The 12,836-nt window shown below is 59.0% G+C and carries 15 protein-coding genes; 3 read left to right on the forward strand and 12 right to left on the reverse strand.

Going from position 1 to position 12,836, the window contains the following annotated elements; genetic code table 11:
- On the forward strand, nucleotides 1-111 hold a 111-nt coding region (locus ACYVIA_RS20840; RefSeq protein ID WP_460844156.1), incomplete at its 5' end, for an integrase core domain-containing protein.
- 115 nt (nucleotides 112-226) lie between these two features.
- On the opposite strand, the gene ACYVIA_RS20845 is transcribed toward ACYVIA_RS20840, so the two are convergent.
- From ACYVIA_RS20845 to ACYVIA_RS20900, 12 genes are all read right to left on the reverse strand, one after another.
- A complete protein-coding gene (locus ACYVIA_RS20845) occupies nucleotides 227-1,096 on the reverse strand; it encodes an ABC transporter ATP-binding protein (protein ID WP_460844105.1) in 870 nt (289 codons plus the stop codon).
- 1 nt (nucleotide 1,097) lies between these two features.
- Nucleotides 1,098-1,769 (reverse strand): molybdate ABC transporter permease subunit, encoded by a 672-nt coding sequence (modB, locus tag ACYVIA_RS20850; protein WP_460844106.1) that lies wholly within the window; start codon nucleotides 1,767-1,769, stop codon nucleotides 1,098-1,100.
- Nucleotides 1,766-2,176: a TOBE domain-containing protein gene (locus ACYVIA_RS20855; RefSeq protein ID WP_460844107.1), complete on the reverse strand. Its 411-nt coding sequence runs from the start codon at nucleotides 2,174-2,176 to the stop codon at nucleotides 1,766-1,768. Before ACYVIA_RS20855 ends, modB begins: the two co-directional genes overlap by 4 nt.
- A complete protein-coding gene (gene modA / locus ACYVIA_RS20860) occupies nucleotides 2,173-2,937 on the reverse strand; it encodes a molybdate ABC transporter substrate-binding protein (protein WP_460844108.1) in 765 nt (254 codons plus the stop codon). Before modA ends, ACYVIA_RS20855 begins: the two co-directional genes overlap by 4 nt.
- 11 nt (nucleotides 2,938-2,948) lie before the next feature.
- Nucleotides 2,949-4,412 carry a ribonuclease G gene (gene rng, locus ACYVIA_RS20865; protein WP_460844109.1) on the reverse strand — a complete coding sequence of 488 codons (1,464 nt, stop codon included), beginning with the start codon at nucleotides 4,410-4,412 and terminating at the stop codon, nucleotides 2,949-2,951.
- Nucleotides 4,409-5,029: a Maf family protein gene (locus ACYVIA_RS20870; RefSeq protein ID WP_460844110.1), complete on the reverse strand. Its 621-nt coding sequence runs from the start codon at nucleotides 5,027-5,029 to the stop codon at nucleotides 4,409-4,411. Before ACYVIA_RS20870 ends, rng begins: the two co-directional genes overlap by 4 nt.
- Before the next feature lie 12 nt (nucleotides 5,030-5,041).
- On the reverse strand, nucleotides 5,042-5,512 hold the full coding sequence (gene rlmH / locus ACYVIA_RS20875; protein ID WP_460844111.1) for a 23S rRNA (pseudouridine(1915)-N(3))-methyltransferase RlmH: 471 nt from the start codon (nucleotides 5,510-5,512) through the stop codon (nucleotides 5,042-5,044).
- Nucleotides 5,513-5,521: 9 nt separating this feature from the next.
- Nucleotides 5,522-6,226 carry a ribosome silencing factor gene (gene rsfS / locus ACYVIA_RS20880; RefSeq protein WP_460844112.1) on the reverse strand — a complete coding sequence of 235 codons (705 nt, stop codon included), beginning with the start codon at nucleotides 6,224-6,226 and terminating at the stop codon, nucleotides 5,522-5,524.
- Nucleotides 6,226-6,897, reverse strand: a complete 672-nt coding sequence (locus ACYVIA_RS20885; protein WP_460844157.1) for a nicotinate-nucleotide adenylyltransferase — start codon at nucleotides 6,895-6,897, stop codon at nucleotides 6,226-6,228. Before ACYVIA_RS20885 ends, rsfS begins: the two co-directional genes overlap by 1 nt.
- Nucleotides 6,888-7,814 carry an oxygen-dependent coproporphyrinogen oxidase gene (hemF, locus tag ACYVIA_RS20890; RefSeq protein ID WP_460844113.1) on the reverse strand — a complete coding sequence of 309 codons (927 nt, stop codon included), beginning with the start codon at nucleotides 7,812-7,814 and terminating at the stop codon, nucleotides 6,888-6,890. Before hemF ends, ACYVIA_RS20885 begins: the two co-directional genes overlap by 10 nt.
- Nucleotides 7,815-8,047: 233 nt before the next feature.
- Complete coding sequence (gene purD / locus ACYVIA_RS20895) at nucleotides 8,048-9,322, reverse strand: phosphoribosylamine--glycine ligase (protein WP_460844114.1); 1,275 nt, start codon at nucleotides 9,320-9,322, stop codon at nucleotides 8,048-8,050.
- Nucleotides 9,323-9,414: 92 nt separating this feature from the next.
- Nucleotides 9,415-10,140, reverse strand: a complete 726-nt coding sequence (locus ACYVIA_RS20900; protein ID WP_460844115.1) for a YebC/PmpR family DNA-binding transcriptional regulator — start codon at nucleotides 10,138-10,140, stop codon at nucleotides 9,415-9,417.
- A gap of 153 nt (nucleotides 10,141-10,293) precedes the next feature.
- Between ACYVIA_RS20900 and ACYVIA_RS20905 the strand changes: the two genes are divergently transcribed.
- Both ACYVIA_RS20905 and ACYVIA_RS20910 read left to right on the forward strand, forming a co-directional pair.
- Entirely contained in the window at nucleotides 10,294-11,850 is a 1,557-nt protein-coding gene (locus ACYVIA_RS20905; RefSeq protein WP_460844116.1) for a helicase HerA-like C-terminal domain-containing protein, read from the forward strand.
- A 69-nt stretch (nucleotides 11,851-11,919) separates the two neighbouring features.
- Nucleotides 11,920-12,831 (forward strand): DMT family transporter, encoded by a 912-nt coding sequence (locus ACYVIA_RS20910; RefSeq protein WP_460844117.1) that lies wholly within the window; start codon nucleotides 11,920-11,922, stop codon nucleotides 12,829-12,831.
- Nucleotides 12,832-12,836 lie beyond the last annotated feature (5 nt).

Raw genomic sequence — 12,836 nt, forward strand, 5'->3', positions numbered from 1 at the left:
TGGCGTCAGGAATACAATGGCGAACGTCCGCATAGTTCGCTCGGCTACCTGACGCCGAATAGATTTGCAGAGAGTTTTTTAACCGCAGACTCTATGTCGATTTCGGACTAAATTGGGTAGCAGGTCAATCCCTCCCAAGATGGGGGAATTAGCTTGTTCCACTAGATGTTGTAGTTCCGCCTTGATCTGACAGCAAAAGCTTGTCTGGCAAGGAAAAGCGCTCGCTTCAGGATTTGAAAATACCTGGACTAAAGGCCTTTGCAGAAATGCAAACAACATCACCTTCACGCAATCCTTCCACCTCATCGTCGGACGCAATAATGTCGATAATCTCGCCTCCAACCAGTAGCGACACGATGTGCACAACTTCCTCGCGCCGGATAGCGAGCACCTGTGCATGGCGGTTGAGTCGGCCACGCAAGCGCTGCGACAGGAAGGTTTCGGCAGGCGTTCCAGTTTGCACGACGCGTCCGGCGTCAAGTTTCAGCACGCGCTGCGCAAGTTTGAAGACTTCACCGATGTCATGGCTGACCAGCAGTGTGGTCAAGCCGAAGCGTTGATGCAGTTGCAGCAGATCCTCCTGCAACTGCGCACGCATTGCAGCATCCAACGCCGATAGCGGCTCATCCAGCAAGAGCAGTTTTGGCCTCCGCGCCAGTGCGCGAGCAAGCGCCACGCGCTGCTTCTGGCCGCCTGACAGCGTGGCCGGAAGTCGTTGCTGCAGGGCCGACAGGCCGACGAGCGCAAGCAGTTCGTCTACCCATCTGCCGTCATGCTCGTTCGCTGCGTAGGCAACGTTGTCGCGGACACTGAGGTTCGGAAACAACGCATAGTCCTGGAACACAAATCCGATGGCACGCTTTTGTGGGGGCAGGTTGATACGTTTCGTTGCATCAAACCATGCCACACCGTCCACAATGATGTGCCCACTGTCTGGCGTCGTCAGGCCGGCCAGCATGCGCAGGATGCTGGTCTTGCCTGCACCGGAGGGGCCGAACAGTGCGACGAAGCTGGCGGTGTCAATCTTTGTGTGAACCTCAATCTGCAGCGGGCTGCCTGCACTATCGAGCTTCTTGCTGACCGCGATGTCGATCATGTCATCCCGCCTTCACCAGACGCTTGTTCATCACATACACCAGCAGCAAGACTGCGAACGACACCACAAACAGCACTGCAGCATAGAAATTGGCAGCAGCGTAGTTCAGGCTCTCGACCTCGTCGTAAATGGCGATCGAAGCGACTTTCGTCACGCCGGGGATATTCCCGCCAATCATCAGGATGACGCCAAACTCGCCGATGGTATGCGCAAAACTCAGCACGGCGCCGGACAGCAGGGCGGGTTTGATGTTCGGCAGCAGCACGCGGAACAGCGTGACGAGATCGGATTTTCCCAGCGTACGCGATGCTTCGATCAGCGATACCGGCAAGTTCTGAAAACCAGACTGGATCGGGTGAACCATGAACGGCAGGCTGAAGATCACAGAACCGATCACGAGGCCGGTGAAACTGAAGACCAGCCGAACCTGGAACCATTGTTCCAGCCACTGCCCGAAGGCATTCTGCGGGCTGAATGCGAGCAGCAGATAGAAGCCCAGCACGGACGGCGGCAGTACCAGCGGCATGCTGACTAGCGTTTCGATGACGGGCTTGAAGCGCGTACGTGTATAGGCGATCCAGTACGCAAGCGGAACGCCGACGATAAACAGGATCAACGTGGTGATCGCGGCAAGACGAAATGTCAGCAGTAGCGGTTGCCAATCGTAGTTCATGCCCTATCCTTCGGCACGATTGTCATCTCATTCGCCTTGACCAGGCCCTCGACCACATCGCCGACGGCAAGCTCAAGCGCATGCGACGATCGGGTAGTGATGACTGACGTGATGGCGTGGCCGTTGAAATCGAGCGACACCTTGGTCAGCAGCTTGCCGCGCTCGATTGCCGTGACGGTGCACGGCATACGGTTGCGCATGCTGATCAGACCGGACAGGTTCTTTGCCAGTGACACTTCGGTTTCCTTGAACAACAGCGCGACCGGCATGCCGCTTTGCCATGTTTGCACTTCTTCGCCAGCGCCGATCAATGTCGCAGCAAGCTTGTGTTTGCCGACGGCGGCTTCTACCAAGGCGATGCTGCCATGGACCTCGACGTTGCTGATGATGCCAGGCAGGTGGTTCATGGCAACAAGTATCCGTTGCGCTGCAGGATCACACGCGACTTCGCTGACAGTACGAAATCAAGAAACTGCCGAGCGACTTGTCGATTTTTCTGCTCGCCATGTTTGAGTATCACCACTCCCTGCGCAATCGGCTGGTACGCATCTTTTGGCAGCTCGACCCATGTCCCTTTGCCACTCATTTCCGGGGAGACGACGACGGACTTGGCGGTAAATCCCGCATCTGCTGCCCGGGAGTAAATGTACTGGTTCGTTTGCGCGATGCTTTCGCCGAAAACGAACTTCCCGTTGAGCGCACCGTCGAGCTTGAAATGCCCCAGAACCTTCATCGTCTCGCGCCCGTACGGTGCAGTTTTTGGATTTGCTACAGCGATCTTGCGGACAGCGGGTGCGGCGAGAGCGTTCTGCCATTCTTTCAGGTCGATATCCTTCAGCGTCCAGAGCACGAGCGTGCCCAAGGCATACACTTCGGGAGCACCGGCGGTGTAACCCGCCTGATGCAGCTTTTCCGGATACTCCATGTCCGCGGACAGGAAGATGTCAAACGGCGCGCCGTTCATGATCTGCGCAGTCAGTTTGCCGGACGATCCATAAACGGGCCTGATGTCGTGACCGGTTTCCTTCTTGAATTCTGACTGCAGGTCGTCAAAGGCGTACTGCACATTTGCCGCCACGGCGATGGTCAGTGGAGCACCGATGACATACGGCGAAAGGAGGGACAGCAGGGCAGTAAGGAGGAGGGGGAGGAACATGACACGCTTCATGCCGCTCCGCCTTACATCAGGATGATGTCGTACTGCTCCTGGTGGTAGATCGTCTCCACTTGCAGCGAAATCGGTTTGCCGATGAAGTCGCCCAGCATCGCCAGATGCTGTGACTCCTCTTCGAGGAACATGTCCACCACGACCTGTGATGCAAGGATGCGGAACTCGCGCGGGTTGAACTGCTTTGCCTCGCGCAGCAGTTCGCGCAGGATCTCGTAACAGATCGTACGCGCCGTCTTGACCTGTCCCTTGCCGCCACAGGCCGGGCAGACCTCGCACAGGATGTGCGCCAGCGATTCGCGGGTGCGCTTGCGCGTCATCTCCACGAGACCAAGCGCCGAAAAGCCGGAGACTGAGACCTTGGTGCGGTCGCGCGACAGGGCCTTGTGCAGTTCGGCCAGCACCGCATTGCGATGATCGACATTTTCCATGTCGATGAAATCGAGGATGATGATGCCGCCCAGATTGCGCAGGCGCAGCTGGCGGGCGATGGCATGTGCTGCCTCGAGATTCGTCTTGAAAATCGTGTCGTCGAAATTGCGCCCGGTAACATAGCTGCCGGTGTTGACGTCGATGGTCGTCATCGCCTCGGTCTGGTCAATGATCAGGTAACCGCCCGACTTCAGGTCGACCCGACGCCCGAGTGCGCGCTGGATTTCTTCTTCCACCCCATACAGGTCGAACAGCGGACGTTCGCCGGTGTAGTGCACCATCTTGGACAGCACCGAAGGCGTATAGGTTTGGCCGAACTGCTGCAGCTTCTGGAAGTTCTCGCGTGAATCGATCTGAATCGTGGATGTGTCGTCGTTCACGAAGTCGCGCAGTACGCGCTGTGCAAGGCTCAGGTCCTGGTAAAGCAAGGTTGGGGCCGGTTTCGTGCGCGCATTCTGCGTGATGGTCGCCCAGGTCTTGCGCAGGTAGTCGATGTCCATTTGCAGATCCACATCGGAGGCTTCCTCGGCCATCGTGCGGATGATGAAGCCACCTTTCTCTTCCGGCGGCAGCAGCTTTTGCACTTTTTCCTTCAGCTGTTCACGCTCTGCTTCCTTCTCAATGCGCTGCGAAATGCCAATGTGCGAATCCTGGGGCAGGTAGACCAGCATGCGCCCTGCGATCGAGATTTGCGTCGACAGGCGGGCACCCTTGGTGCCGATCGGGTCCTTGATCACCTGCACCATGACCGCCTGGCCGTCGTACAGCAGCTTCTCGATCGGTGTCGGGACCGCATTCGGATTGTCGTGCGGCCGGGCTTCCCAGATGTCGGCGACATGCAAGAAGGCTGCGCGTTCGAGGCCGATGTCGATGAAAGCGGACTGCATGCCGGGCAGTACGCGTACCACCTTGCCGAGATAAATATTGCCCGCAAGGCCGCGCGACAGCGTGCGTTCGATATGGAGTTCCTGGACTGCGCCCTGGAGGATCAACGCCACCCGCGTCTCCTGCGGGGTGATATTGATGAGGATGTCTTCGCTCATAGAGTCGGGATGCCGGCTTGTTCTAATAGTTTTGCGGTTTCATGCAATGGCAGGCCCATGATACCGGTATAACTGCCTGTAATGCGTTCGATGAAGATCGCCGCCATGCCCTGTATGCCGTAGCCGCCCGCCTTGTCGTAAGGCTCGGACGTCGCGCAGTAGGCGCGCATCTGGTCTTCGGTCAGTGTGGCAAAGGTCACTTCAGACACCTGCGTCATCTGCGTCGTGTTCTGGTCCTGGTGCAGTGCGATACTGGTCAGCACCTGATGCGTGCGACCGGACAGCTGGCGCAGCATGTCCATGGCTTCGGCCGTGTCCGCAGGTTTCGCGAGTATTTTCCCGTCGATCACGACGGTGGTATCGGCAGTCAGCACCGGGCGCACAGGAAGCCGGCGCATCAGCATGACCTTCGCCGCAAAATCGGCCTTTTCACGTGTCACCCGTTCGACATAGACGCGTGGCTCTTCGCCCGGCAGCACCTCTTCACTGACTTCCGGTCCGCGCGGCGATTGATCTCGCAGCAGGAGCAGTTCATATTCGACGCCAATCTGGCGCAGGAGCTCGCGCCGCCGCGGGCTCTTGGATGCCAGATAAATCTTGTTGTCTACCGGTTTCATGAAACGTGTTCTTTATACCCGGTGATACGGGTGATTCTGCGTAATCGACCAGGCGCGGTACAGCTGCTCCGCGAGCAGCACGCGCACCATCCCATGCGGTAGGGTGAGACTGGAAATCCGAACCAGCATGTCGGCCGACGCCTTGAAGCCGGCATCCAGCCCGTCTGCGCCACCGATGACGAATGTAACATCACGCCCGTCTTGTTGCCACTGCGTCAGAAGCTGCGAAAGTTGTACAGTCGTCAAGTCCTTGCCTCGTTCATCCAGTGCGATGACGCGAGAGCCTTTCGGAACGGCGGCCTCGATCTTGACGCGTTCGGCAGCCATGACGGTTTCTGCCGTCTTGCTGCCGGAGCGTTCGACCGGCTTGATTTCCTTGAGGTGGATGCGGCACTCCGGTGGCATGCGCTTGGCATACTCGGCGAATCCATCCTCGATCCAGCCGGGCATCTTGTGGCCGACTGCAGCAATGACGAGCTGCATGGCAGTGACTTATTCGGCCGACTTCTTGGCGGTGCGCTTTGCGGCCGCTTTCACAGCCGGTTTAGCCGCTGTTTTCGCCGCCGATTTTGCAGCCGTCTTCCGCGGCGCAGCAGTCTTGGCAGCAGCAACCTTGACGGTCTTGCCCGCAGGTGCCTTCGCAGTCTTTGCCGCAGCGGACTTGGTTGCGGTCTTGCTCGCCGTCCTGGCAGCAGTCTTCGTCGCCGTGCCGGCGGCCGTCTTCTTCGCGGGGGGCTTGCGCGCGGGCTTCTTCGGCTCGTCGTCGACCGTGGTCTGGCTGGCAGCCAGATGGCGTGAGCGCTTCTTCGGTGCCTCTTCGACTTCCTCGGTCGCGGTGCGCTTGGAAGTACGCTTGGCGGCGCCGAACTTCACTTCCTTGTCGCCCCAGATTTCTTCCAGGCGGTAGTAGTCGCGAATCGCCGGCTGCATGATGTGAACGACCATGTCGCCCAGATCGACCAGCACCCATTCGCCGGTGTCTTCGCCTTCCATGCTGACGATCTCGCCGCCTTTTTCCTTCACCTTGTCGCGCACGGAAGCGGCCAGTGCCTTGGTCTGCCGGTTTGACGTACCGGATGCAACGACCAGCCGGTCGAACATGGCGGTGAGGTGGGTGGTGTCGTAGACGTGAATGTCTTGTGCCTTTACATCTTCAAGGGCGTCAATGACGATGGATTGGAGTTTTTTGATATCCATTAATTTTGATAAAGGTGATGTTGTTGAATATAGTCTAGCACCCCGGCCGGGATCAGCGACTCGGCTTGCTGGCCTCGTTCAAAGGCGCTTCGTATTTCTGTAGAGGAAACGTCGACTGCAAGGTTGGTTGCGAGATAAGTGAGGCCGTGCGAGGTCTCACGAATCTGCGCCGGCGTGGCAGCCCGGCGCGCAAATTCCCGCTGCACTTCCTGCGGCACATGCGCGCCGTCCATCGTGAATCCGGGACGCGAGGCGGCGCAGATATGCGCGTAATCGAATAGCTGCCGCCATTCTTTCCATGTATTCAGGCGCTGCAATTGGTCTGCCCCGACGAGCAGTGCGATTGACACATCCGGACCAAGTTGTGCCCGCATCCCGCGCAGCGTATCGATCGTATACGTGGCACCATCGCGCCGGATTTCCTGATCGTCGATGATGACCGGAACCGATACGCGTTCAAAGGCCCGTTTCAGCATTTCGATACGATGATCCGGCGTGGCATGGAGCCCGTCTTTTTGCCATGGCTGGCCGGCGGGAATTACGCGCAACTCCTCCGGCACGAGCAGTTTGGCGAAGTAGTTACCCAGCGCGACATGGCCATTGTGCACCGGATCAAAGCTGCCGCCGAGCAAGGCGATGCAGCGCTTGTTTGTGTCAGCGATCACACCCAGTCCCGCGGTGTGAGGAAGTCGGTGTACAGCTTCGCCTCCGGCGTCCCTGGCTCAGGCTGCCAGCTGTAGCGCCATTTGACCACGGGGGGCATCGACAGCAGGATCGATTCGGTTCGTCCTCCCGACTGCAGGCCGAACAGCGTGCCACGGTCGAATACCAGGTTGAACTCGACATAACGGCCGCGACGGTATGCCTGGAAGTCGCGCTCGCGCTCGCCGTACGGTATGTCCTTGCGCCGCTCCAGGAGCGGCAGGTAGGCATCGAGGAAATGATCGCCGACGCTCTTTATCATTGCAAAGCTCTGGTCCAGTCCGAGCTCATGGAAGTCGTCAAAAAAGATGCCGCCCACGCCGCGCGGCTCCTTGCGGTGCTTCAGGTAAAAGTACTCGTCGCACCATTTCTTGAAGCGCGGATGCAGGTCGGGGCCAAATGGCGCCAACGCGTCGCGGCAAGTCTGGTGGAAGTGCCTGACGTCCTCCTCGAAGCCGTAATACGGCGTCATATCCATGCCGCCGCCGAACCACCAGACCGGCTCCTCACCTTCAGCCGTGGCAGTGAAGAAGCGGACGTTCATGTGTGTGGTCGGTGCGTAGGGGTTGCGTGGATGCAGCACCAGCGATACGCCCATCGCTTCCCAGCTGCGGCCCGCAATCTCGGGTCGGTTGGCGACTGCCGTCGGCGGCAGGCTGCTACCGCTGACATGGGAGAAGCCGACGCCGCCGCGCTCGAGCACATTGCCTTCTTCAAGGATGCGGGTAATGCCGCCACCCGCAATCGGGCCTGCACCTTGCGGGCGCTGCCACTCATCGGTGATGAACTGCTTGCCGTCGATTTTTTCCAGGGCCGTGACGATGCGGGACTGGAGATCGACAAGATAGGACTTGACAGTGGCCGGGGTGATGGAGGATTGGGTCATCGATCTGGATCTGGATTGCAAATTGGGCGTTATTCCCGCATTGGCGGAAATCCGTGTTACGGCATGCTGCAGTATTGCAATGTCTCGGCAAATTTGCCGGGGGCGCCGGGTAGGTCGCCTGGTGGCAAGGCAGGCGGCGTTTGAAGCCAAGCCAGCCTTCTCCGCCGCAGAGGCCGCTCGCCCCGTCCGTATTTACGATACCGGCCGCTGCGAAAGGTTTATTCGGAAGAGGCTCAGGACGGCCGCTTCAACGCGCGCCAGCCGATATCGCGGCGGAACTGTGCCCCGTCGAAATGAATCTTATCCGCCGCGTCATAGGCATTCTTCTGTGCAATACGAACGCTGTCACCCAAACCCACGACGCAGAGTACGCGGCCACCGGACGTGGTCAGCTTGCCACCGGCGTTTGTCGTGCCGGCATGGAACGTGACGCAATCCGGGGTTTCGGGCGGAATGCCGGTAATGACGTCGCCTTTGCGCGGCGCGTCCGGATAACCTGCTGCGGCCATCACAACACCAAGTGCCGTGCGACGATCCCACTCCAGTTCCACCTGATCGAGCGAGCCATTGACTGCATGTTCCATCACGGTCACGAGATCGGTCTTCAGACGCGCCATGATCGGCTGCGTCTCGGGGTCGCCCATCCGGCAATTGAATTCCAGCGTCTTCGGATTGCCCTTGGCATCGATCATCAGGCCGGCATACAGGAAACCGGTGAACGGAATCCCATCCTTCGACATGCCGAGCACAGTCGGATTGATGATTTCGCGCATGATGCGCGCATGCAATGACGGCGTCACGATGGGTGCAGGGGAGTAGGCTCCCATGCCGCCGGTATTCGGACCTTCATCATTGTCTTTCAGGCGCTTGTGGTCCTGGCTGGTCGCAAGCGGCAACACATGCTTGCCATCCACCATGACGATGAAGCTTGCCTCTTCACCGGCGAGGAATTCTTCGATAACGACGCGTGCGCCCGCATCACCGAGCTTGTTATCAGACAGCATCATGTCGACGGCTGCATGCGCCTCGTCCAGCGTCATCGCGACGACCACGCCCTTGCCGGCGGCAAGCCCGTCGGCCTTGATGACGATCGGTGCACCCTTCTGGTTAATGTACTTGTGCGCAGCCTGCAGGTCGGAAAACGTCTGGTAGTCCGCAGTCGGGATGCGGTGGCGCTTCATAAATGCCTTGGCGAAATCCTTCGAGCTTTCCAGCTGTGCGGCTTCCTTGGTCGGGCCGAAAATCTTCAGGCCGTTCTCGCGGAAGATGTTGACGATCCCGGCGGCCAAGGGGACTTCCGGTCCGACGACGGTCAGGCCGATGTTTTCCTTGATGGCGAATTGTGCAAGCCAGGCCGGATCGGTGATGTCGACATTCTGCAGGCGCGGATCCAGCGACGTGCCGCCGTTGCCCGGTGCCACATAGACCATTTGAATGCGCTCGGACTGTGCAAGCTTCCAAGCCAGGGCATGTTCGCGGCCGCCTGAACCGACTACCAGAATTTTCATGGAGATCTTTGAAACGTTAAACGTCATGCAGGCGCTGGCGCCTGCATTGCTCAATTTACTTGTGAAACAGGGAAAGCGAAAGGCAAAACCAATTACTCTTCGATCACGGCATTGGTGTAGACCTCTTGCACATCGTCCAGGTTTTCCAGCGCATCCAGCAGCTTCTGCATCTTGACGGCGTCGTCGCCGGTAAAGACGGTTTCGGTCGCCGGCTTCATCACGATCTCGGCCATTTCGGCCTTGAATCCCGCTTTTTCCAGCGCATCCTTGACCGTCGAGAAATCGTTTGGTGCCGTAATGACCTCGAAGCCGCCTTCATCATCCGTGATCACGTCTTCCGCGCCGGCTTCCAGCGCTGCTTCCATCAAGGCATCTTCATTGGTGCCCGGTGCAAAGAACAGCTGGCCGCAATGCTTGAACAGGAATGCCACCGAACCTTCGGTGCCCATGTTGCCGCCGTATTTGGAAAACGCATGGCGCACTTCCGCCACTGTGCGCACACGGTTGTCGGTCATGCAGTCGACGATGATCGCGGCGCCGTTGATGCCGTAGCCTTCGTAGCGGATTTCTTCGTAGTTGGCGCCTTCGAGCCCGCCGGTGCCGCGCTGGATCGCGCGCGTGACGTTATCTTTCGGCATGTTGGCGTCGGCGGCCTTGTCCACCGCCAGGCGCAGGCGCGGATTGCTGTTCATATCGCCGCCGCCCATGCGGGCCGCCACAGTGATTTCCTTGATCAGGCGCGTCCAGATCTTACCGCGCTTGGCATCGGTTGCTGCTTTTTTATGCTTGATATTGGCCCATTTACTGTGTCCAGCCATGACGATCTTTCCTGGAAATGAGATGAGGAAGGGCGGGGACGGCTTATCGCGGCGTCAAAACTGAGCCAAAATAACAAGCTACCCAGCCGAAAATCAACCTAGAATTCTACCATACCGACCCTCGCCAAAATCAGCCGGAAAGACCGCCAAACCATGCCAAAGCCACTACTTATCGCCCGCCACCAGGACAAGGAACTCGTGCTGTTGCCCGCTCTCGCCAATCGCCACGGCTGCATCACCGGCGCAACCGGCACCGGCAAGACCGTCACGTTGCAGGTCATTGCCCAGGCACTGTCGGATATTGGCGTGCCGGTCTTCATGGCGGACGTTAAGGGCGACCTTTCCGGCATGGCCAAGGCCGGTGTGCTGACGCCGAAACTGAAAGAGCGACTGGAATTCCTGAAGATGGAAGAGCCGGCCTGGTTGGCCTGCCCGGTCACGTTCTGGGATGTGTTTGGAGAGAAAGGTCATCCGGTGCGGGCGACGATTTCCGACCTCGGGCCGCTTTTGCTGGCGCGCATGCTGAACCTCAACGACGTGCAGCAAGGTGTGTTGCAGCTGGTATTCAAGATCGCCGACGACCACGGATTGCTGCTGCTCGACATCAAGGACCTGCGGACGATGCTCCAGTATGTAGGCGAAAACGCGGCACAGTTCCAGACGGAATACGGCAACATCTCTGCAGCCAGCATCGGCGCGATCCAGCGCGGACTGATAGCGATTGACGAGCAGGGCGGCGACCGCTTCTTCGGCGAGCCGATGCTCAATATCCAGGATTTCATGCAAACCGACAGCAACGGCAAGGGCATGGTGAACATCCTCGCCGCCGACAAGCTGCTGCACTCGCCGCGCCTGTATTCGATCTTCCTGTTATGGATGCTGTCGGAACTGTTTGAGCAATTGCCCGAGGTCGGCGACCTGGAAAAACCCAAGCTGGTGTTCTTCTTTGACGAGGCACACTTGCTGTTCGACGAGTCGCCGAAGGCGCTGCTGCAAAAGATCGAGCAGGTGGTGCGGCTGATCCGCTCCAAGGGCGTCGGCGTGTACTTCGTGACGCAAAACCCGCTCGATATTCCGGATGCTGTGCTCGGCCAGCTCGGCAACCGCGTGCAGCATGCGTTGCGCGCATACACGCCGCGCGACCAGAAAGCGGTGCAGGCCGCGGCTGAAACCTTCCGGCCCAATCCCGCGCTTGACACGGCGCAGGCAATTACCGAACTGGGCGTCGGTGAGGCGCTGGTGTCTTTCCTCGATGAGAAAGGCCGGCCCCACATGGTTGAGCGTGCGTTCATTACGCCACCGGCATCGCAGATCGGACCGATCACCGACGCGGAGCGGCGCGAGGTGATCGCCAACTCCGTCATTGCCGGCGTGTATGAAAACGCGGTTGATCGCGAATCCGCGCATGAAAAGATTAAGGGCCGCGTCGATACCCGGATGCCGGAAAAGCAAACCGCGCAAGAGGCGGGCGATGCGGCACAGTCGCAAGCACGGCAGCAGTCGCAGCAGCCATCACAGCAGCCGGGCGGCCCGTCCATCGGCGATAGTTTCAAGGATGCGTTTGGCGGCCTGCTCGGCGGTGGTGGAGGTTCGCGCCGCAAGGACACGATGGTGGAAGCCATGGTGAAGTCGGCCGCGCGCACCATCGGCTCGCAAGTCGGCCGCGAAATCATTCGGGGCGTGCTCGGTTCGATCCTGAAGCGTCGATAATCCGACGTCGCACAGGCAGGGCAGTCACAGGTCAATGTGAGGAAATCATTCGCGGCGTAAAATCGCCCGATGATTTCCAGCGCTACTCCTCCTTCTGCGCGCCAAGCCTTCCTGATCGGTCTGGCGATTGCCATTTCCGGCGCAATTCTCTTTTCCGCGAAGGCGATTGTCGCGAAACTGATCTACCGCTACGACGTTGATGCCGTCACCCTGATTACCTTCCGCATGCTGTTCTCGCTGCCGTTCTTTGCCGGGATCGCGGCATGGAAGGCACGTACTGCAGCGCCTTTGACCGGGGCTGATCTCGGCAAGATCGTTGTGATGGGACTGCTCGGTTACTACCTGTCCAGCTTCCTGGATTTTCTCGGTCTTCAATACATTTCCGCTGGGCTGGAGCGCCTGATCCTGTTCCTGACGCCATCCTTCGTCCTGCTGATTTCGGTCTTTTCCCTCCACAAGAAGATCTCCACGCGCGAATGGCTGGCGCTCGGCACGGCTTATCTCGGCACGGTGTTGGTGTTTTTGCATGATGTGCGCCTGGGCGGCGCGAACGTGACATTGGGTGGCGCCTTCGTGCTCGGCAGCGCGATTGCGTATGCGATCTATCTCCTGATATCGGGCGAACTGGTCAACCGCGTCGGCACGCTGCGCCTTGTCTCCTATGCGATGTGCGTGTCGAGCGTGGCATGCATCCTGCAATTCTTTCTGTTGCGTCCGGCTTCGATGCTGGTGCAGCCGATGCCGGTGTACGGCTTGTCGCTCATCAATGCCGTCTTTTGCACGGTGTTCCCGGTATTTCTGACAATGGTTGCCGTGTCGCGCATCGGCCCGGCGACCACCTCGCAGGCGGGCATGATCGGCCCGGTATCGACGCTTTTCCTCGGTGCGCTGATCCTCGGCGAGCCGATTACGGGAATTCAGCTGGCGGGCACCGCGCTGGTGCTGGCTGGCATATATTTACTTTCCAAAAAACGAGCATAAGGAGA

It is taken from the genome of Noviherbaspirillum agri (assembly GCF_054780595.1).